At 73.4% G+C, this 20,444-nt stretch carries 15 protein-coding genes; 11 read left to right on the forward strand and 4 right to left on the reverse strand.

Features of this window, described 5'->3' with window-relative positions:
• Positions 1-44: 44 nt before the first annotated feature.
• Complete coding sequence (locus V6U82_RS13055; protein WP_334461053.1) at positions 45-485, reverse strand: SigE family RNA polymerase sigma factor; 441 nt, start codon at positions 483-485, stop codon at positions 45-47.
• Between the two features lie 16 nt (positions 486-501).
• Positions 502-1,101, reverse strand: coding sequence for a TetR/AcrR family transcriptional regulator (locus V6U82_RS13060; protein WP_334461054.1), 600 nt, complete (start codon positions 1,099-1,101; stop codon positions 502-504).
• Positions 1,102-1,192: 91 nt separating this feature from the next.
• Between V6U82_RS13060 and V6U82_RS13065 the strand changes: the two genes are divergently transcribed.
• Positions 1,193-2,338 carry an FAD-dependent monooxygenase gene (locus tag V6U82_RS13065; protein ID WP_334461055.1) on the forward strand — a complete coding sequence of 382 codons (1,146 nt, stop codon included), beginning with the start codon at positions 1,193-1,195 and terminating at the stop codon, positions 2,336-2,338.
• Positions 2,339-2,444: 106 nt separating this feature from the next.
• Here V6U82_RS13065 and V6U82_RS13070 read toward each other — a convergent pair whose 3' ends face one another.
• The gene (locus tag V6U82_RS13070) at positions 2,445-3,716 is read right to left on the reverse strand and encodes an MFS transporter (RefSeq protein WP_334461057.1); all 1,272 of its coding nucleotides are present in this window, start codon (positions 3,714-3,716) and stop codon (positions 2,445-2,447) included.
• A 118-nt stretch (positions 3,717-3,834) separates the two neighbouring features.
• Between V6U82_RS13070 and V6U82_RS13075 the strand changes: the two genes are divergently transcribed.
• The 8 genes from V6U82_RS13075 to V6U82_RS13110 all read left to right on the forward strand — a co-directional run bounded on the left by V6U82_RS13075 (position 3,835) and on the right by V6U82_RS13110 (position 17,140).
• Entirely contained in the window at positions 3,835-5,628 is a 1,794-nt protein-coding gene (locus V6U82_RS13075; protein WP_334461058.1) for an HSP90 family protein, read from the forward strand.
• Entirely contained in the window at positions 5,621-8,464 is a 2,844-nt protein-coding gene (locus tag V6U82_RS13080; RefSeq protein WP_334461059.1) for a hypothetical protein, read from the forward strand. The genes V6U82_RS13075 and V6U82_RS13080 overlap by 8 nt, the downstream gene beginning before the upstream one ends.
• Positions 8,465-8,535: 71 nt before the next feature.
• Positions 8,536-9,150, forward strand: a complete 615-nt coding sequence (locus V6U82_RS13085) for a TetR/AcrR family transcriptional regulator (RefSeq protein WP_120572441.1) — start codon at positions 8,536-8,538, stop codon at positions 9,148-9,150.
• A 77-nt stretch (positions 9,151-9,227) separates the two neighbouring features.
• Positions 9,228-10,565, forward strand: coding sequence for an acetyl-CoA carboxylase biotin carboxylase subunit (locus V6U82_RS13090; RefSeq protein ID WP_334461083.1), 1,338 nt, complete (start codon positions 9,228-9,230; stop codon positions 10,563-10,565).
• A 41-nt stretch (positions 10,566-10,606) separates the two neighbouring features.
• Positions 10,607-11,527, forward strand: coding sequence for a hydroxymethylglutaryl-CoA lyase (locus V6U82_RS13095; protein WP_334461060.1), 921 nt, complete (start codon positions 10,607-10,609; stop codon positions 11,525-11,527).
• A 203-nt stretch (positions 11,528-11,730) separates the two neighbouring features.
• Positions 11,731-13,263: an acyl-CoA carboxylase subunit beta gene (locus V6U82_RS13100; RefSeq protein WP_334461061.1), complete on the forward strand. Its 1,533-nt coding sequence runs from the start codon at positions 11,731-11,733 to the stop codon at positions 13,261-13,263.
• Between the two features lie 90 nt (positions 13,264-13,353).
• Positions 13,354-14,502 carry an acyl-CoA dehydrogenase family protein gene (locus V6U82_RS13105; protein ID WP_334461063.1) on the forward strand — a complete coding sequence of 383 codons (1,149 nt, stop codon included), beginning with the start codon at positions 13,354-13,356 and terminating at the stop codon, positions 14,500-14,502.
• A gap of 100 nt (positions 14,503-14,602) precedes the next feature.
• Entirely contained in the window at positions 14,603-17,140 is a 2,538-nt protein-coding gene (locus V6U82_RS13110) for an ATP-binding protein (RefSeq protein ID WP_334461065.1), read from the forward strand.
• Between the two features lie 259 nt (positions 17,141-17,399).
• Here the strand turns inward: V6U82_RS13110 and V6U82_RS13115 are convergent, their stop codons facing one another.
• A complete protein-coding gene (locus tag V6U82_RS13115) occupies positions 17,400-17,891 on the reverse strand; it encodes a MarR family winged helix-turn-helix transcriptional regulator (protein ID WP_128138734.1) in 492 nt (163 codons plus the stop codon).
• A 101-nt stretch (positions 17,892-17,992) separates the two neighbouring features.
• On the opposite strand from V6U82_RS13115, the gene V6U82_RS13120 reads away from it, so the two are divergent.
• Together V6U82_RS13120 and V6U82_RS13125 are read left to right on the forward strand one after the other, a co-directional pair.
• On the forward strand, positions 17,993-18,574 hold the full coding sequence (locus V6U82_RS13120; protein WP_334461066.1) for a YceI family protein: 582 nt from the start codon (positions 17,993-17,995) through the stop codon (positions 18,572-18,574).
• Between the two features lie 254 nt (positions 18,575-18,828).
• Positions 18,829-20,307 carry a glutamate--cysteine ligase gene (locus tag V6U82_RS13125; protein WP_128138736.1) on the forward strand — a complete coding sequence of 493 codons (1,479 nt, stop codon included), beginning with the start codon at positions 18,829-18,831 and terminating at the stop codon, positions 20,305-20,307.
• The last annotated feature ends 137 nt before the right edge of the window (positions 20,308-20,444 follow it).

Here is a 20,444-nt window from a genome sequence, read left to right on the forward strand (position 1 = left end):
TCCCCCTAAATCGACGTTCATGTCGGCAACATCGACCCTAGCTTCTAACGATTCTTGACAGTGCCCACTGTGACGCCCAGCGCCTCGGCGGTGGCGACCTCGGTCAGGTCCTCGAAGTAGCGCAGCACCACGACGGCCCGCTGGCGTGGCGGCAGCCGGTCCAGCGCCGCGCGCACGGTGAGCCGCAGCGCGGCGTCCGCGTCGGCGCCCGGCCGGTCCGGGGGGTACGCGCTGAGCCACTCCCGTCGTCGGCGCCGCCACCAGGAGACGGCGTCGCGGTAGAGGATGGCGCGCACGTATGCGGCCGGGTCGCCGTCGCGCACCGACGACCAGCGCAGCGCCAGCTTGAGCAGCGCGTCCTGGAGCAGGTCCTCGGCCTGGTGGCGGTTCCCGCAGATCAGGTACGCGGCGCGCAGCAGCCGGTGCTGGTGCGACTCGACGAAGGCGAGGTAGTCCGCCCGCCCGTCGTCCGCGTTCCGCCCCATCCGGCTCCTCCCTCCGTCACCCGCCAGACGCGCGGGACGGGGGCAAAGGTTGGGTCAGGTAGCGCTGAATCGTCGGGCCGACCCAGGCGGCCAGTTCCTCCGGGTCGAGGTCCACCACGGGTGGCAGCCGGACGACGTACCGGGTGAACGCGAGACCGAGGATCTGGCTGGCCACCAGGCCGGCCCGGCGGGCGGCGGTCGCCGGGCCGGCAACGGAACGGGCCACCGCGGTGGCGAGCTGGTCGGCGAAGACGCCGCGCATGCGTTCGGCCGCGCCGGGGTTGGTGGCGGCGGCCCGGAGCAGGGCGACGAGTGTCCCGTCCGCCTCCCAGCGGCGCACGAAGTGCCGGGTCAGTGTCTCGCCGAGCCGGTCCGGCGGCACCTCGGCCAGGTCGGGCAGGCGCAGGTCGAACTCGGCCGCCGCGGCGAAGAGTCCCTCCTTGCTGCCGTAGTAGCGCATCACCATCGAGGGGTCGATGCGGGCGTCGGCGGCGATGGCCCGGATGGTGGCCCGGTCGTAGCCGTCGGTGGCGAAGCGTTCCCGGGCGGCGCGCAGGATGGCCGCCCGGGTGGCGTCCGAGCGGCGGGCGCGGGTGGCGGGTTCGGTCACGTCCACGACTGTAGGCCAACACGTGTTGACATCGGCTCTACAGTGAAGTCAACAAGCGTTGGCAAACAGGTGTTGACCCGAGCCCGGAGGTGGAACGATGCTGCCCGAACGCACTGACGTCCTCGTGGTGGGAGCCGGGCCGACCGGCCTGGCCGTGGCGGTGACGCTGGCCCGGCACGGCGTGACCGCGACAGTCGTCGACCGGCTCGCCGAGCCGCCGGTCACCTCGCGCGCCGCAGTCGTGCACGCCGGCACCCTCGAAGTGCTGGACCGGATCGGGATCGCCGCGCCACTGGCCGCCCGAGGGCTGCGCTCGGCCCGGTTCAGCGTCCGCGACCGGGACCGGGTGCTGCTCACCGTCCCCTTCGACCGGTTGCCGTCGCGCTACCCGTACGCGCTGCTGATCTCGCAGGCTGAGACCGAGGCGGTGCTCACCGACCGGCTCACCGCACTCGGCGGGCGCGTGCTGCGGCCGTACGAGATGACCGGGCTGGACCTCGACGGCGACGGCGCCGTCGCGCGCTTCGACGGCGGCCGCGCGGTCCGGGCGCGCTGGGTCGTCGGTGCGGACGGGATGCACAGCCGGGTCCGCGAGCTCGCCGGCATCGGCTTCGGCGGCCCGGCCGACCCCGGGGAGTCGTTCCTGCTCGCCGACGTCCACGTGGACAGCACGCTCCCGCGCGACCAGGTGAGCCTCTTCCTGTCCCGGCAGGGTCCACTGGTCTGGGCGCCGCTGCCCGACGGCACGGTCCGGCTGGTCGCCACGGTGGACGACGCGCCGCGCGAGCCGCAGGCGCACCACTTCCAGGCGCTGCTCGACGAGCGCGGCCCGGCGCGCCGGCCGGACCGGGTCACCGGCATGGCGTGGTCGTCCCGGTTCCGGATCCACCACCGGATCGCGAGCACGTACCGTTCCGGCCCGGTGCTGCTCGCCGGGGACGCGGCGCACGTGCACAGCCCAGCCGGTGGGCAGGGGATGAACCTCGGCCTGCGGGACGCGGTCGCCCTCGGCGACGCGCTCGCCGCCGGGCCGCAGGCCCTCGACGGGTACGCCGCCGACCGCCGTCCCCTCGCCGAGGAGGTGCTCGGTTTCGCCGCCGGGCTGACCCGTCTCGCCGCCGCCCCACCGGCCGTGCGATCGCTGCGGAATCTGCTGCTCCGGGCGGTCTCCGCGCTGCCGCCGGTTCGCCACCGCATCGCCGTCCGCCTGGCCGGCTTCGAGCCCGCCCGGCCCGGCAGTTGACCGCGCGGCATGGGGGTGACCCGAGCGGCCTGGCTGCTGACACGCGTCGCCCGGCAGGTGACCTGCTCGGCCGACGGTGGACCGACCCGCGCGGCCCGGCAGGTGGTCAGTGCGGTGGCGCGGCGGGCGGGCCGCTGGGCGCTCGGAAGGTCGCCCAGACGGCGGCCGTGACCAGGGCGAAGACCGCGGCGGCGGCCCAGGGGACAGGCGTCAGGCCGAACGCCTGGGCGGCGAGACCGGCCAGCACCGCCCCGACCGGTGCGGCGGCCAGCCCGGCCACCCGCTGTGCCGCACCCACCCGGCCGAGCAGATCCGGGGGTACGTGCCGCTGCCCGTACGCGGCTCGCAGACTGTTCCAGATCGTGGTGCCGGCGGTGAACCCGGCCATCGCGAGCCCGCCGGTCAGCGGGTGCCGGGCCAGCGCGAATCCGGCCAGTGCCAGCGTCTGCCCGAGCAACACGACGCGCAGCGTGGGCAGCGTGCCGAAGCGGGCGGCCAGCCGTCCGGCGAGCAGCGCGCCGCCCAGCCCGCCCGCGATCGCACCGGCGGCGAACAGCCCGTACGCCGCCTCCGGCACCCGCAGCACGCCCAACACGTAGAGCACGAGCACCGAGGCCAGCCCTCCGATGGCCAGATTCGACCCGGCGGTCCCCACGGTCAGCCCTCGGAGAACCCGATCCCCGAGAAGAACCCGAACCCCTTCCCCCACCCCGCCCCCGCTTTCGCTGATCTTGCGGTTGTGGCCCCTTGCCTGTCCTCTTTGTACGGCCCTGACCGGGCGGAAAGTGCAAGATCGGCGGGGAGTCGGGGTGGGGAGGGCGAGGATGAGGGCGGCGGCGAGGGCGAAGGTCAGGGCGTCGGCGGTGAACGGGATCGCGGGGGATACGGCGAAGAGGACACCGGCGAGCGGTGCGCCGACGAAACCGCCCGCCACAGCGGTTCCGGCCTGGAGGCGGGCGTTGGCGGCGGCCATTCCCTCGGGTGGCACCACAGTGGGCAGCAGCGCGTACGCGGACGCGTCGAAGAGCGTGCCCAGCAGGGCGAGCAGCGACGCGGCGACGACCAGCGTGGCGATCCCGGCGTGTCCGGTCGCCACGGACCACGCCAGCGCCGCCACCACCACGGCCCGCGCCCCGTCCACCACCGCCATCGTCCGCCGCCGGTCCCACCGGTCCGCGTACACGCCACTGTGCAGGCCGAACAGCAGCGGCGGAAGGAGCCCGGCCACCGTCACCGCGGCGACCGCGCGAGGGTCGCGGGTGAGCGTGGCGGCCAGCAGGGCCAGAGCCGGCGTACGCAGGGAGTCCCCCACCTGCGAGCAGACGGCGGCGGACCAGAGCAGCCGGTAGTCGCGGCCCAGGACGGCGGTGGTCGTCATGCCGGGAGACGGTGTGCCCTGCACCCGGTCGAGGGTCAAGCCGCCGGGGTTGGACGGGACGGACACTGTCGGCGCCGACCGGTACGGTGAGCGCCGAAAATCCGAACCGGGAGCGCGATTGGACCGCACCTTCCAGGTGGACCTCCGTGGCGTGGTCGACCTGCTCAGTCATCACCTCTACGGCAGTCCGCGGGTGTACGTGCGCGAGCTGCTCCAGAACGCCGTCGACGCGATCACCGCGCGCCGGTCGGCCGAGCCGAACGCCCCGGCGCGGGTCCGCATCGAGCCGCCCGAGCTGACCGGTGACGGGACGCTGCGCGTGTACGACACCGGCATCGGCCTGACCGAGGCGCAGGTGCACGAGCTGCTCGCCACCATCGGCCGCAGCTCCAAGCGCGACGGGCTGGGCTTCTCCCGGCACGAGTTCCTCGGCCAGTTCGGCATCGGCCTGCTCTCCTGCTTCCTGGTCGCGGACGAGATCCGGGTGGTCACCCGGCACGCCGACGAGTCCACAGTGCTCTGGACGGGCTGGTCCGACGGGCGGTACGCGGTGCGGCTCGCCGACCCGGAACAGGCCCGCGACGAGCCCGGCACCACGGTGACGCTGGTGCCCCGGCGCGACGCCGACCAGTGGCTCGGCGTGCCCACTGTCACCGAGCTGGCCCGCCTCTACGGCAGCCTGCTGCCGGTCGACGTCCGGGTCGGTGACACGCCGACCACCTCCGGCCCGCCGCCGTGGCCGACCACGCCCGGTGCGCCGGTCGACCGGGCCGCGCTCCAGCGGTACGCGCAGGAGCTGCTCGGTTTCGTCCCGTTCGACGTGGTGCCGCTGTCGGTGCCCGAGGCCGGCCTGACCGGCGTCGCGTTCATCCTGCCCGCCGCGGTGAACCCGGCCGCGCGGGCCGGGCACCGGGTCTACCTCAAGCGGATGCTGCTCAGCGAGCACGCCGACGGGTTGCTGCCGGAGTGGGCCTTCTTCGCCCACTGCGTGGTCGACGCCAGCGAGCTGCGTCCCACCGCCAGCCGGGAGGCGCTCTACGAGGACGCGCTGCTCACCTCCGTCCGGGAGGCGCTCGGCGACCAGATCCGGGGCTGGCTGGTCCGGCTCGCCAAGCACGACCCGCGCCGGCTCGGCGAGTTCCTCCAGGTGCACCACCTCGGGGTCAAGGCGCTCGCGATGCACGACGACGAGATGCTGCGGCTGGTCGACCAGTGGTGGCCGATGGACACCAACGTCGGCACGCTCACGCTCGCCGAGTTCCGGCAGCGGCACGGCGTGCTCCGGTACGCCGCCAGCCTGGACGAGTTCCGCCAGCTCGCCGCCGTGGCCGCCGCGCAGGACCTGGCCGTCGTCAACGGCGGCTACACGTACGACACCGAGCTGATCGAGCGGCTGCCCACTGTGGACCGGTCGGTGCTGATCGAGCGGCTGGAGCCGAGCGACCTGACCACCCGGTTCGAGATCCTCGACCCGGCGACCGAACTGGCCCTGCGGCCGTTCCTCACCGCCGCGCAGCGGGCCCTGGAACGGCTCGGCTGCGAGGTCGTGATCCGGGCGTACGACCCGGTCTCGCTGCCGGCGCTCTACCTGGTGTCCCGCTCGGCCGCGTTCCACGACCAGCTCGCCGCCAGCCGGGACAAGGCCGACGAGCTGTGGGGCGGCGTGCTCGACGCGCTCGCCGCGTCCGCCCCGCCGGACCGCCCGCAACTGGTGCTCAACCACCGCAACCCGCTGGTCCGCCGGGTCACCACGCTCGCCGACCCGGAGCTGGTCGGGCTGGCCGTCGAGGCGCTCTACGGGCAGGCGCTGCTGCTCGGGCACCACCCGATCCGGGCGGCCGACGCCGCACTGCTGAACAGTTCCTTCCTCGGCCTGCTCGGCCGGGCCGTACCGGGAGAGATCCGTGACTGACGACGACCTCTGGCGGATGCACCACGAGATCGAATCCATGCCGTACGGCCCGGGGCAGATCGCCGCGCTGGAACAGCTGCTGCGCCGCGCCGACGCGGGCGACGACCGGCACCTCGCCTTCGCCGCCCGGGTCACGGGCACCACCGCGTACGTCTACGGCGGCGAACCGGCGAAGTCCTTCGTCACGTTCTCCTGGTGCCTGGCCGAGTACGACAAGGATCCGCAGCCCTACCACCAGCGCTACACGCACCAGCTGCTCTGGTTCTTCAAGTACATGGTCAACGCCATGGTGAAGTTCCCGGAGCTGCCGCTGGACCGGACGTACGCGGTGCTCGACGACATGGAACGGCGCTACCGTGACTCCGGGCACTCGCTCCAGGCGGTCTACAAGCACCGCTACCTGGTGGCCGCGCACCTGGGCGACGACGAGGCGGCGGAGCAGTGGTACCGCAAGTGGATGACCACGCCCCGCGACGCGCTGTCCGACTGCGCCGGCTGCGACCCGACCACGCAGGTCGCGCACCTGGTGCGGCACGGCCGGCACGAGGAGGCGGTGGCGCTGGCCGAGCCGGTGCTCGCCGGGCGGCTGACCTGTAGCGAGCAGCCGCAGGGGATCCTCACCGCGCTGCTCACGCCCTACCGGGAGACCGGCCGGGGCGACGCCGCGCGGGACGCGCACCGGGAGGCGTACCGGCGGGTGCGCGGCAACCTGGCCGACCTGTGGGACATCGCCGACCATGTCGAGTTCTGCACCGTGACCGGCAACGAGGCCCGCGCGCTGGAGCTGGTCGAGCGGCATCTGGACTGGCTGGACCGGGCACCCACCCCGGCCGCCGCGATGCACTTCGCGGCCGCCGCCTCGGCCGCGCTGCGTCAGGTGCCGGCCGAGTTGACGGTGCACCGCCGCGCCTCCGGCGAGCGGCCGGCCGCCGACGTGCCGGCGGGCGTGCTCGCCGACGAGCTGGCCGGTACGGCGACCGCGCTGGCCGAGCGCTTCGACGCGCGCAACGGCACCACGCACCAGTCCGGGTTGATCGCCCGCAAGCTGGCGGCCGGGCCGGTCGGTGAGCACCTGCCGCTGTCCGCGAGCCTGCGCCGCCCGGCGGTGCCCGCGCCGCGTACCGGCTCGGAGGCTCCGGTGGCCTCCGCGCAGCCGGTCACCGTGCCGGCCGACGCCGGTGCCGACGAGCTGCTCGCGCTGGCCGAGGAGTGCTGGCGCACCAACCGCCGGGACGGCCTGGTCGCCGCGTTGCGCGCGTACGACGAGCGGTTCGGCGACGCCGACCTGCCCGCGACCACCAGGGCGTGGCGGCTGGAGCTGCGGGCCGGTGAACTGTCCCAGGACGACGACGGCGTACCGGTGGCGATCGAGGTCAACCGGGAGGCGCTGGCCGCGTGGCGGGAGGTGCCGGATCCGCTGCGCGCCCAGGTGGTGGCCGGGCGGCTCGGTGTGCTGCTCAGCATGGTCGACGAGAGCGCGGACGAGGGCCTGGCCCTGGCCCGGGAGTCGGCCGACTACCTGACCGGGCACGGCGGGCCGCGTGACCGGGCCGCCGGTTGGGACCGCCTCGCCCTGGCCCACGTGCACCGTGAGCGGTGGGCGGAGGCGCTCGACGCGCTCGACCGGGCCGAGGCGGACGCGGACGCCGATGCGTGGCTGGCCGGACGGGTCGCGCTGCACCGCACGCACGTGCTGGAGCAGTTGGAACGGGCCGAGGAGTTCCGGGACGCGGCGGCGCGGTCGCGTCGGCTGGCGGGCGAGCTGGGCGACGCCGAGATGCTCACTGGCGCCTGCCTGGCGTACGCCCGCGCCACCGACGACCCGGCCGACGCGGTGGCCGCCTGTGAGGAGGCGCTGTCCGTCGCACCGGCCGGCGCCCACCTGCCGCTGCGGGTGACCCGGGGCCGGGCGCTGATGGCCGCCGACCGGGCCGGCGAGGCGGTGGAGGATCTGGCCGAGGCGGTCACCCTCTGCGTCGAGCAGGGGCTGGAGGGCGACGCGCTGCTGCGCTGGGAGCTGGCCGAGGCGTACCGGGTGGCCGGCCGGCTGGCCGAGGCCGCCGAGGTGGCCGAGGAGGCGGTGCTCGGGCTCGACCGGGCCGGCGCGCAGGCCGAGGCGGACCGGTGCCGGCACCTGCTGTCGGGCATCTACGCGGGTCTCGGCGAGACGGATCTGGCGCTGGCGGTGCTCGACACGCTGGCCGAGAACCTGGACGGGCCGGACAATCTCCCCCACCGGGCGCAGGTGCTGGAGGAGTCCGGTGGTCTGCTCTACGACGCCGACCGGGACGCTCTGGCCGCGCAGCGGTTCGCGGCGGCGGCGACCGCCTGGCGGCTCGCCGGCTACCAGGTGGACGAGCTGCGGGCCCGGCGGCGGGAACTGCTCGCCCTGCACTGGTCCGGTGACCTGCCGGCCGCGGTGGCCGCGATCGAGCGGGTGGACGAGGCGTTGGCCGCGCTCCCGGCCGGGGCCGACGAGCCGCCGGTGGTCACGTACGAGCGGGCGATGGCCGCCGACGCGGTGGCCCGGGTGCTGATCGGCGAGGACCGGCTCACCGCCGCGCTGGACCGGGTGGACGGCGTGCCGGAGCGCCTGCGGTCGATCGAGGCGTTCGGCGAGGCGGCGCAGGTCGAGGTGCTGACCGGCGAGCTGCTGCTGCGCGACGGCCGGCCGGAGCAGGCCGAGGGGTTGCTGCGCCCGGTCCTCGGCGGGCTGCCCACCGGTTCCCGCCCGGCCACGCAGGCCGCCTGGCTGCTGGCCCGCGCGCTCGACGAGCAGGGCCGGGAGGCCGAGGCGGCGAAGGTCCGCGCCGACCACGGCATCGAGGAGGACTGACGCGACGGGCTGGGGCAACCGTTGGGTAACCGCGGCTGCCCCAGCTCGAACGCGAGGTCTAGGCTGGTCCGGTGGCGGTGGAACAGCAGGCACGGGGGGCGGCGGGTGCGGCCCGGCGCCGGTCCCGGCGGGACGAGATCCTGGAGATCGCGGTCGGCCTCTTCGCGGCGCGCGGCTACCACGGTGTGTCGATGGACGACATCGGCGCGGCGGCCGGGGTCACCGGTCCCGCGCTCTACCACCACTTCGCCGGCAAGGAGGCGATGCTCGTCGCCGCGCTGATCCCGGTGAGCGAGGGGTTGCTCGCGGGCGGGCGGGAACGCGCCGCCGGTCACCCGGGCGACCCGCGGGCGGCGCTGGAGTCGCTGATCGACTTTCATGTCGACTTCGCGCTGGCCAATCCGGCGGTGATCGCGTTGCACCTGCACGAGCTGGACCGCCTCCCGGACGAGCCGCGCCGCCGGATCCGCCGGCTCCAGCGGATGTACGTCGAGGAATGGGTCACCGTGCTGACCGCGCTCCACCCCGGCCTGCCCGACGGCGAGGCCCGGGTGCTCGCCCACGCGGCGTTCGGCCTGATGAACTCGACCCCGTTCCTCGGCGGCGAGGTGGACCGCCGGCGCCGGGCCGAGCTGTTGCGCGGCGCGACCCTCGCGGCCCTGCTCGCGCCCACCGACCCGACCTGACACGCCGCGCTCACCTTAACGCGTGTTAAGAAGAGACCCCGGCTTTGCGTCGAGAAGGGGTCACGTCCGTGCAGAAGATGATCGAATCGTTGTTGGTCGCGAATCGGGGGGAGATCGCGCGGCGGATCATCCGTACCGGCAGGCGGCTCGGGATCCGGACGATCGCGGTGCACTCGGAGGCCGACGGCGGGCTGCCGTTCGTGACCGAGGCCGACGAGGCGGTCTGCGTCGGCCCGGCGAACCCGGCGCAGAGCTACCGGAACGTGGAGGCGATCCTCGACGCCGCCCGTAGCACCGGCGCGCAGGCGATCCACCCCGGCTACGGCTTCCTGTCCGAGAACGCGGACTTCGCCCGTACCGTCGAAGGGGCCGGCCTGATCTGGGTCGGGCCCGGCGCCGACGCGATCACCGCGATGGGCGACAAGATCAACGCTCGGAACCTGATGGCGGCGGCCGGCGTGCCGGTCGCGCCCGGCACCACCGAGCCGGCGAGCGACCTGGACGCGGCGGTCGCGGCCGCCGCGGAGATCGGCTACCCGGTGATGGTCAAGGCCGCGGCGGGCGGCGGCGGCATGGGCATGGGCGTGGCCGCCGACGAAGCGGCGCTGCGCACCGAGTACGACAAGGTCCGCGCGTTCGCCGAGCGGATGTTCGGCGACGGTTCGGTGCTGATCGAGCGGTACTTCCCCCGGGTGCGCCACGTCGAGGTGCAGATCCTCGGCCTGGCCGACGGCCGGGTGGTGGCCCTCGGCGAGCGGGAGTGCTCGGTGCAGCGGCGCAACCAGAAGCTGGTCGAGGAGTCGCCGTCCCCGGCGGTCTCGCCCGAGCTGCGCGAGCGGTTCCTGGCCGCGGCGGTACGGGCCGGCGAGGCGGTGAACTACCGCAACGCCGGGACTGTGGAATGTTTGCTCGATCCCTCCACGCAGGAGTTCTTCTTCCTGGAGATGAACACGCGGCTCCAGGTCGAGCATCCGGTCACCGAGTACGTCTACGGCGTCGACCTGGTCGAGGAGCAGTTGCGGGTGGCGGCCGGCCTGGCGCCGACGTTCGACCCGGACGCGCTCACCCCGCGCGGGCACGCCATCGAGCTGCGGATCAACGCCGAGGACCCGAAGCGCTTCCTGCCCGGTCCGGGCGCGATCACCACCTGGAACGAGCCGTCCGGCACCGGCGTGCGCGTCGACTCCGGCTACGTCGCCGGCAACACCGTCACGCCGTTCTACGACAGCCTGATGGCCAAGCTGATCCTCACCGGGGACACCCGCGAGGAGGCGATCCAGCGGGCGCGGGCGGCTGTGGCCCAGTTCGAGATCGTCGGCCCGAAGTGCAACCTGCCGTTCTTCGCCGAGCTGCTGGAGAACGAGGAGTTCCTCTCCGGCGACTACGACACCGGCATCGTCTCCCGGATGCGCTGACGCCACCCGGTGTCATGCTCGACTCAAGTGAGGTGAACCTGATGGCGCAACTTCCGGAATCCGTGAGCATCCGTGAGGTCGGTCCCCGCGACGGCCTCCAGAACGAGGAGCCCATTCCCACCGACGCCAAGGTGCGGCTGCTCGACGCGCTGTCCCACACCGGGGTACGCCGTATCGAGGCCGTCTCCTTCGTCCACCCGAAGGCGATCCCGCAGATGGCCGACGCCGACGAGGTGTGGCAGCGGGCGGAGAAGGCCGACGGGGTGCGCTACTCGGCCCTGGTGCCGAACACCCGGGGCGCGCAGCGGGCGCTGGCGGCGGGCTTCACCGAGATCGAGGTGGTGGTCTCGGCCAGCGACACGCACAACCGCCGCAACGTCAACCGCTCCACCGACGAGTCCCTCGACGACATCGCCGAGCTGATCGACCTGCTGCACGGCGCGGGTGCCACCGCCGAGGTGATCGTGGCGACCAGCTTCGGCTGCCCCTACGAGGGCGACGTGGACCCCCGCCGGGTCGCCGCGATCGTCGACCGCGTCGCCCGCGACGGCGCGGACCGCGTCGCCTTCGGCGACACCACGGGCATGGGTACGCCCCGGCGCGTCCGCGAACTGGTCACGGCGGTCCGGGACCGCAACGCCCACCTGCCGGTGCTGCTGCACTTCCACAACACCCGGGGTACCGCCCTGGCGAACATGCTCACCGCGATGGAACTGGGCGTCACCGAGTTCGACGCCAGCGTCGGCGGCCTCGGCGGCTGCCCGTACGCCCCGGGTGCCAGCGGCAACCTGGCCACCGAGGAGGCGGTGCACATGCTGCACGACATGGGCATCGACACCGGCATCGACCTGGACGCACTGATCGGGGCCGCCGAGCTGGCCGAATCCCTGGTGGGCAAGAAGCTCCCGTCCGGAGTCCTGCGGGCCGGCCCTCGAACCCGCCTCACCCCCCTCCCCTCCTGACCAGCCCTGTCTCCCGTTGATCAAGGAGTTCGTGTCCTCCGGGTGCCCGATCGAGGACACGAACTCCTTGATCACCGAAATGAGCGGGGGTGGACGGGGTGCGGGGGTGTGGCGGGGTGCCGGGGACGGGGCGGGTGGGGTAGCCTAACGATCGTTCAGGTCGGTGGGCGCCCTGTGCGGGGGCCGTGGCAACGGGAGTCGGCGTGACGCTCGACGGTGAGGCTCTGGAGCAGCTACGCAAGCGCGCCCGCGCCGGCGGAGCGGACAAGTACCACGCGGCCAACGCCGCGAAGGGGAAGCTGTTCGCCCGCGAGCGCGTGGCGTACCTGGTCGACGAGGGTTCCTTCGTCGAGGACGGGCTCTACGCCAACGCGATGGCCGACGGTCTGCCCGCCGACGGCGTCATCACCGGCACCGCGACGATCGACGGCCGCCAGGTGTGCCTGATGGCCAACGACTCCACGGTCAAGGCCGGCAGCTGGGGCGCGCGTACCGTCGAGAAGATCATCCGGATCATCGAGCGGGCGTACGCGACCGGCGTCCCGATGGTCTACCTGGTCGACTCGGCCGGTGCCCGGATCACCGACCAGGTCGACCTGTTCCCGGGGCGGCGCGGCGCCGGCAAGATCTTCTGGAACCAGGTCCGGGCCTCGGGCTCGATCCCGCAGGTCTGCGCGCTGTTCGGGCCGAGCGCGGCGGGCGGGGCGTACATCCCGGCGTTCTGCGACGTGGTCGCCATGGTGGACGGCAACGCCAGCATGTACCTCGGCTCCGACCGGATGGTCGAGATGGTCACCGGCGAGAAGACCACGCTGGAGGCGATGGGCGGCGCGAAGGTGCACTGCGCCGAGTCCGGCGTGGGTCACTTCCTCTGCAAGACCGAGAACGACGCGCTCGACGTGGTGCGGACGTACCTGTCCTACCTGCCGTCGAACTGGCAGCAGGACCCGCCGTCCGCCGAGGCGGTGGGCGCGCCGGAGAAGGCCGACCTGGCCGCGCTGGTCCCGGCCAGCGAGCGGCAGGCGTTCGACATGCGCCGGTACGTCAAGGGTCTGCTCGACTCCGGCAGCTTCTTCGAGATCCAGGCGCTCTGGGCCAAGGAGCTGACCATCGGGTTCGGCCGGCTGAACGGCGAGGTCGTCGGCGTGGTCGGCAACAACTCGATGTTCAAGGGCGGCGTGCTCTTCGTCGACTCGGCCGACAAGGCGACCCGGTTCGTGCAGCTCTGCGACGCGTTCAACGTGCCGCTGCTGTTCCTCAGCGACGTGCCCGGGTTCATGGTCGGCAGCGCGGTGGAGAAGCAGGGCATCATCCGGCACGGCGCGAAGATGATCACGGCGATCTCCGAGGCGACCGTACCCAAGATCTGTGTGGTGGTCCGCAAGGCGTACGGCGCTGGTCTGTACGCGATGGCCGGTCCCGGCTTCGAGCCGGACGCCACGATCGCGCTGCCCACCGCGAAGATCGCGGTGATGGGCGCGGAGGCCGCCGTCAACGCGGTCTACGCCAACAAGATCGCGGCCATCGAGGACGAGACCGAGCGGGCCGCGTTCGTGGCCGCGAAGCGCGAGGAGTACGAGCGCGACATCGACGTGGTCCGCCTCGCCAGCGAGCTGGTGGTGGACGCGATCGTCGAGCCGCACGAGCTGCGCGCCGAGCTGGTACGCCGGTTCGCCGCCGCGCGCGGCAAGGAGCGGCACTTCTCCCGGCGCCGGCACGGCGTCACCCCCGTCTGACCGGCCCACGCCCACCCCGGCCGACCGACCCACGCCCCGGCGTCACGAGCGCCCGGCCCGTCCGTACCGCCGTCCCACCAGGAGGATCAGATGGACTTCCGGCTCAGCGACGAACAGGAGGCGCTGCGCTCCAGCGTGCGGGAGTTCGCCCGCGAGGTGGTCGCACCCACCATCGCCGAGCACTACGAGCAGCACACCTTCCCGTACGAGATCGTCCGGCAGATGGGCAAGATGGGCCTGTTCGGGCTGCCCTTCGCGGAGGAGCACGGCGGCATGGGCGGCGACTACTTCGCGCTCTGCCTGGCGCTGGAGGAGCTGGCCCGGGTCGACTCCAGCGTGGCGATCACGCTGGAGGCGGCGGTGTCGCTCGGCGCGATGCCGATCTACCGCTTCGGCACCGAGGAGCAGAAGGCGCAGTGGCTGCCGAAGCTGCTCAGCGGTGAGGCGCTGGCCGGGTTCGGGCTCACCGAGCCGGGCACCGGCTCGGACGCGGGCGGCACCCGCACGCGGGCGGTCCTGGACGGCGACGAGTGGGTGATCAACGGCTCGAAGGCGTTCATCACCAACTCCGGCACCGACATCACCGCGCTGGTCACCGTCACCGCCGTCACCGGTACGCGGCCGGACGGCGGCAAGGAGCTGTCCACGATCATCGTGCCGTCGGGTACGCCCGGCTTCACCGTCGCGCCCGGCTACTCGAAGGTCGGCTGGACCGCGTCGGACACGCACGAACTGACGTTCGGCGACTGCCGGGTGCCGGCGGCGAACCTGCTCGGAGAGCGCGGCCGGGGCTTCGCGCAGTTCCTGCGCATCCTGGACGAGGGCCGCATCGCCATCGCGGCGCTCGCCGTCGGCCTGGCCCAGGGCTGCGTGGACGAGTCGATCAAGTACGCGAAGGAGCGCCAGGCGTTCGGTCAGCCGATCGGCAACTACCAGGCGATCCAGTTCAAGATCGCGGACATGGAGATGAAGGCGCACACGGCCCGGCTCGCCTACTACGACGCGGCCGCCCGGATGCTCGCCGGTGAGCCGTTCAAGCGCCAGGCGGCCATCGCCAAGCTGCACGCCTCCACCGTCGCCGTGGACAACGCCCGCGAGGCGACGCAGATCCACGGCGGGTACGGCTTCATGAACGAGTACCCGGTGGCCCGCTTCTGGCGCGACTCCAAGATCCTGGAGATCGGCGAGGGCACCAGCGAGGTCCAGCGCATGATCATCGCGCGCGACCTCGGCATGTGAGGACGCCCGAAACAGCGTCCTGTCGGATATCGGCAGTGGACGGTCGGGTGGTTGACGATGGGCTGTGGAGCGTCGGAGTCCATCCGTAATCTTCGTGCCCATGACTCCGGATCATGACCGTGCGCGGGGCCCGGGCGGTCGTACCGGTCTGTCCGACCTGCTGCGCGGGCACCGGCTCGCCGTCGGCCTGACCCAGGCCGAGCTGGCGGGCCGGGCCGGCGTGGGCGTGCGCACGGTCCGCGATCTGGAACGGGGGCGGGCCACCCGGCCCCAGCGCACCACAGTCGACCTGCTGGCCGACGCGCTCGGCCTGAGCGGTGACGAGCGGCGCGAGTTCGTCGACACCGCCCGGCCCCCGGCGTCCCGCCTTCCCGCCGCCGGTGCCGCCGCCGACGATCCGCCGGTGGCGCTGCCCCAGCCCGTACCGCTGCTCGGCCGCGAACGGGACGTGGCGGAGGTGTCCGGACTGCTCGACGCGTACCCGGTGGTGAGCCTGGTGGGGCTCGCGGGGGTGGGCAAGACGGCGCTTGCCGTCACTGTCGCGCACGCGGTGGCGGCCCGCCACCCGGCGGGCGTGGCCGGGGTGCTCGTGGGCGAGGGCTCGGACGCCACGGACGTGCTCGCCGCGTCGGCGTCGATGTTCGGCGTGAACCGGCTGGCCGACCTGTCCTGCCGGATCGGCGACCGGCGGGCGCTGCTGCTCGTCGACGCCGTCGACCGGGCGCCGGACGCGGTGGCCGAGGCGCTCCGCGTCCTGACCGCCGCCGTGCCGGCGCTGCGGGTGCTGGTGACCGGTCGCCGCCCGGCGGGCCTGCCCGGCGAGCTGGTCCGGCCGGTCGCGCCGCTCGACGTGCCACCGGCCGGCGTCGAGCCCGCCGACCGGGCCGACCTGGACCGCTGGCCGGCGGCGGCGCTGTTCGCCGCCCGGCTGGCCCAGGCCCGCCGGGAACCGCCCACCCCGGCCGAGCTGCCGGCGCTGGCAGCGCTCGTGCGCCGGCTCGGCGGACTGCCGCTCGCCATCGAGCTGATGGCGGCACGGGGACGCATCCTCGACGTCACGGAGCTGCTCGACCGCTACGGCGACCGCGTCCTGGACCTGACCGGCGTACGCCCCGGCTGGGAACCCGCCGACCCGTCCGCCGGCACGGTGACGCTGCGCGACGCGGTGGCGACCAGCTATCACCTGCTCGCCACGGCCGACCGGGCGGCGCTGCGGCGGCTGTCCGCGTTCCGTAACCGCTGGTCGGTCGAGCTGGCCGAGGAACTGCTCGCCGACGGCGGCCGGCGGTGGGACGCCGCGCCGATGCTGGACCGGCTGCGCGAGCTGGGCCTGCTCAGCGTCCGGGGCACCGGCCCGTTCCGGTTCCGCCTGCTCGACGCGGTCCGCGACTTCGCCGCGGAGCAGGCCGACGCCGACGGCGAGACCGCCCGGATCCGGATGCGGCACGCCGCGGTGATCGCCGGTCTGGTCCACCGCACCGCCCCGGGGCTGGTGGGCGCACAGATGCCCGGCGCGGTGCACGCGCTCGACGAGGCGACGAGCGACATCACCGCCGCGCTGGCGTACGCCGCCGAGCACGCGCCGGAGACCGCGCTCCTGCTCGCCGCCTCACTGCCCCGGTGGTGGCGGCTGCGCGGGCGGGACGTCTCCGGCCGCCGCCGCCTGCGGCGGTTGCTCGCCGATCCGCGTACCGCGGGTGCCCGTCCCACGCTGCGGGCCTGGGCCATGCTGGGCGCGGCCCGGCTGGCCGCCGAGCACGGCGCGGGCGCGGAGGAACTGCCGGCGGCCCGAGCCGCCCTGGCCGTCTTCGCCGAGGCGGGCGACGTGACCGGTGAACTGTCCGCCCGGTCCGTGCTCTGCGCGCTGCTGCTCGGGCTCGGCGCGCACGACGAGGCCCGCGAGCAGGCCGAGTCCGCGCTGGCCTCGGCCACCCGCCACCACCGGGTACGCGAGATGGCCGTCGCCCAGGCGCACCTGACCTGGCACGACGTACGCGAAGGGCGGCTGGCCGGCGCCCGGCGGCGGCTGGCCGCTGTGGACCGGCTGGCGGCGCAGTGCGGTGACCAGCGCCTGCGGGTGCTGGCGCGGGCCGATCAGGCCGAACTGACCCGCCTGGAGGGCCGGTTCGCCGAGGCGGTCGAGCAGGGGCGCCGGGTGGCCGTCGCGCTGGCGGAGCTGGGTGATCCGGGGCGGCGGCGCCGGACCGTCGGCGCGGTCGGGTTGGCGCTCGCCCATGCCGGGCGCACCGACGAGGCGCTGGCCACGGTCGCCGAGTTGTGGCCGTCGGGCGCGGTGCCGGGACGGCGCCGGCCACCGGCCGTGGAGATGCTCGACCCACCCGGCGCGGGTGGGGACGCCCGCACCGAGGACGCGCTGCGCGGGTTGATCGAGGGGCACGTGGCGCTGCACCGGGGGGACCGGGAGCTGGCGGCGGAGTGGTTCGCCGCGGCTGCCGACGCGGCCGAGGGTGTCGCGGACCGGCGGGATCTGGTCGAGGCGCTCGTGGGGCTGGCGGTCAGCACCGCGGACCCGCGTGTACTGGACCGGCTGGATGCGGCGCGGCGGGTCACCGGCGTCAGCCTGCTGCCGCAGGAGGAGGAGCTGCTGTTCTCCCTGTCGGCCCGGCGCGGGCGATGAGCACCAGTGGCCGGCGGATCGCGTCGGCCGGACACGGGGAGGCGGAGGGCGCGGGGGTGGCGCGAGCGAAGTAGCCCCCTGGTGCTGCCCCTCGCTCCACGCTCGCGCCAGCACCCCCCGGTGCCCCCCGCTGCCGGAAGACTACCGAGGTCAGACGAGCGATTCGCGAATATGTGGACCGTTTTGTCCGGCCGTTCGGGCGGTTCTGCCGGTCATTCTGCCGGTGACCGGTCGGTAGTACCAGGCAGGTCGCGGACCGTCAGGCGGCGTTCTCGGCCGGCTCGGTGCTGCCGGCGGTCGCGCCCGGATGGACCGCGTCGCGTACCCGGCGCAGCCCGTCCAGCAGCCCGTCGAGCTGCGCCGGGTCGAGCTGGCTGGTGAACCACTGCTCGATGATCCGCAGGTGGCCGGGAAGGACGTCGTCCAGGCGGCTCAGGCCAGCGGTGGTCACCACGGCGAAGGAGCTGCGCCGGTCGGACGGGCAGGCGCGCCGGCAGATCAGCCCGTCCCGCTCCATCCGGTCCACCACGCGGGTCACGCCGCTGGTGGAGAGCGAGGTCTGCGCGGCCAGGTCGGTCATCCGCAGCTGGTTGTTGGGTGAGCGGGCGAGCCGGGTCAGCACCTCGAACTCGACCGGGGAGAGGCCGTGCTCCTCGAACTGGGCGGCGAACCGGGCGGCGAGCCCGGCGTGCGCCTCGACGAGCAGGCCGACGGCAGTGATCCGGGGGTCGTCGAACACGTTCTGGTCCACGCCACCATCCTAGCAACACTTGACACGGGGAATATTGTCTCAACTATAGTTGCTCAGTCAGTCGTTGGGCTCCTAAACATTCTTCTCCGGAGGAGAGCATCATGACCAGCAGCACCGAGGCGACTACCCGCGACTGGGAGGGTCTCACCATCCCCACCCCCGGCACCTACGTGCTGGACGCCGCGCACAAGCGTGTCGGATTCGTCGCGCGGCACATGATGGTCAGCAAGGTACGCGGTGAGTTCGCGGACGCCACCGCCACCATCACCGTCGCCGACGACCCGATGCAGTCCTCGGTCACCGCCAGCATCCAGGCGGCCAGCATCAACACCGCGCAGTCCGACCGCGACGCGCACCTGCGCAGCCCGGAGTTCCTCGACGCGGAGCAGTTCCCGACGCTGGAGTTCCGCAGCACCGAGGTGAAGTCCCGCGACGGCAACGAGTTCGTGCTCGTCGGCGAGCTGACCATCAAGGGCGTGACCCGTCAGGTCGAGCTCGAGGTGGAGTTCGAGGGCGTCGGCCGCAGCCCGTTCGGGCAGGACATCTTCGGCTTCTCCGCCTCCACCGAGATCGACCGGGAGGACTTCGGTCTGACCTGGAACGTGGCGCTGGAGACCGGCGGCGTCCTGGTCGGCCGCAAGGTCAAGATCGAGATCGAGGGCGAGGCCATCCGCCAGGGCTGAGCCCGGCACCGGCTCGTGGGGCCCGCACCGTCCGCCGACGGTGCGGGCCCTTCTCGCGTACGCCCCGGCGGTGCGAATCGTCACGTGAAGTTCTCCGCCCCGACGCGCTGGTGACGGCGGTGACGGGGTACAGGTGCAGACCTGTCGCCCCGTCAGCCGGGCGGCGGGGTGGGCGCACTTACGCCCACCACGTGAATGGTTCACAATGCGTTGCGGAACGGTACGGTTCCGTCGCACCAGCGCCGGGAGGACACATGGGCAGAGACGTCGAGCAGGGCGCCTTCTCCCGCGAGGATCGGGTCCGCTACCGGCAGAAGGTCCGGCGATGTCTGGACGTCTTCGCGCTGATGCTCGACGACTTCGGCTTCGACGCCGACCGCCCGATGACCGGGCTGGAGATCGAGCTGAACCTGATCGACGCCGCCGCCGAACCCGCGATGCGCAACGACCAGATCCTGGCCGACATCGCCGACCCGCTGTTCCAGACCGAACTGGGGCAGTTCAACCTCGAACTGAACGCCTCGCCCCGGCTGATCGAGGGCAGCGGCTTCGCCGACTACGAGCAGGACCTGCGCAGCAGCCTCAGCCGCGCCGACGAACGGGCCGCCAAGTCCGACGCGACGATCATGATGGTCGGGATCCTGCCGACGCTCACCGAACGCCACCTGGTCGCCGACAACCTCTCCACGAACGAGCGGTACCGCGTCCTCAACGACCAGATCGTCGGTGCCCGGGGCGAGGACATCGAGCTGGACATCAACGGCGTCGAGCGGCTGCGTACGCACACCGACTCGATCGCGCCGGAGGCCGCCTGCACCAGCCTCCAGTTCCACCTCCAGGTCGCGCCGGACAGCTTCGCCGACTACTGGAACGCCTCCCAGGCCATCGCCGGCGTACAGGTCGCCGTCGGTGCCAACTCGCCGTTCCTCTACGGCCGGCAACTCTGGGCGGAGACCCGGATCGCGCTGTTCCAGCAGGCCACCGACACCCGGCCCGACGAGCTGAAGGCCCAGGGCGTACGCCCCCGGGTGTGGTTCGGCGAACGCTGGATCACCTCGATCTTCGACCTGTTCGAGGAGAACGTCCGCTACTTCCCGCCGCTGCTGCCCATCTGCGAGGAGGAGGACCCGGTCGAGGTGCTGCACGCCGGTGGTGTGCCCCAGCTCGGCGAGCTGCGGCTGCACAACGGCACCGTCTACCGCTGGAACCGCCCGGTCTACGACATCATGAACGACCGCCCGCACCTGCGGGTGGAGAACCGGGTGCTGCCCGCCGGCCCGACAGTGGTGGACATGCTCGCCAACGCCGCCTTCTACTTCGGGCTGGCCCGCGGCCTCGCCGAGTCGGACCGTCCCATCTGGAGCCAGTTGACGTTCAGCTCGGCGGAGGAGAACTTCCACGCCGCCGCCCGGCGCGGCATCGAGGCGGTCCTGCACTGGCCCCGGCTCGGCGACGTGCCGGTCACCACGCTCGTACTCGACACGCTGCTGCCGGTGGCCGCCCAGGGGCTCGACCGGTTCGGCGTCGCCCCGGCCGAGCGGGACCGCCTGCTCGGTGTGATCGAGGGCCGCTGCCGTACCGGCCGCAACGGTGCGGTCTGGCAGACCGAGACGGTGTGGACGGCCGAGCGGACCCGGGGCCTGGACCGGGAAGCCGCGCTGCACCACATGGTCCAGCGGTACGCCGAACTGCAACGCGGCAACGAGCCCGTCCACACCTGGCCCGTCGACTGACACCCCCCCCGGGGCCCCCTCTCCCCGCCGCCCGCCCTCCGCCTCGTCGATCTTGCACTTGTCGCCCCGACAAACCTCGCATTCGGGAGATTCGAGGGGCCACTACTGCAAGATCGGCGTGGCTGGGTGGGTGTGGG

The organism is Micromonospora sp. CPCC 205554 (genome assembly GCF_036902745.1).
GTDB classification, from domain to species: domain Bacteria; phylum Actinomycetota; class Actinomycetes; order Mycobacteriales; family Micromonosporaceae; genus Micromonospora; species Micromonospora tulbaghiae.

What these genes read in the sequence shown, in the direction of transcription:
- V6U82_RS13055 (WP_334461053.1), bottom strand. Translation starts at nt 485, where the DNA reads ATGGGGCGGAACGCGGACGACGGGCGGGCGGACTACCTCGCCTTCGTC.
- V6U82_RS13065 (WP_334461055.1), top strand. Translation starts at nt 1,193, where the DNA reads ATGCTGCCCGAACGCACTGACGTCCTCGTGGTGGGAGCCGGGCCGACC.
- V6U82_RS13070 (WP_334461057.1), bottom strand. Translation starts at nt 3,716, where the DNA reads ATGACGACCACCGCCGTCCTGGGCCGCGACTACCGGCTGCTCTGGTCC.
- V6U82_RS13090 (WP_334461083.1), top strand. Translation starts at nt 9,228, where the DNA reads ATGATCGAATCGTTGTTGGTCGCGAATCGGGGGGAGATCGCGCGGCGG.
- V6U82_RS13095 (WP_334461060.1), top strand. Translation starts at nt 10,607, where the DNA reads ATGGCGCAACTTCCGGAATCCGTGAGCATCCGTGAGGTCGGTCCCCGC.
- V6U82_RS13105 (WP_334461063.1), top strand. Translation starts at nt 13,354, where the DNA reads ATGGACTTCCGGCTCAGCGACGAACAGGAGGCGCTGCGCTCCAGCGTG.
- V6U82_RS13110 (WP_334461065.1), top strand. Translation starts at nt 14,603, where the DNA reads ATGACTCCGGATCATGACCGTGCGCGGGGCCCGGGCGGTCGTACCGGT.
- V6U82_RS13120 (WP_334461066.1), top strand. Translation starts at nt 17,993, where the DNA reads ATGACCAGCAGCACCGAGGCGACTACCCGCGACTGGGAGGGTCTCACC.
- V6U82_RS13125 (WP_128138736.1), top strand. Translation starts at nt 18,829, where the DNA reads ATGGGCAGAGACGTCGAGCAGGGCGCCTTCTCCCGCGAGGATCGGGTC.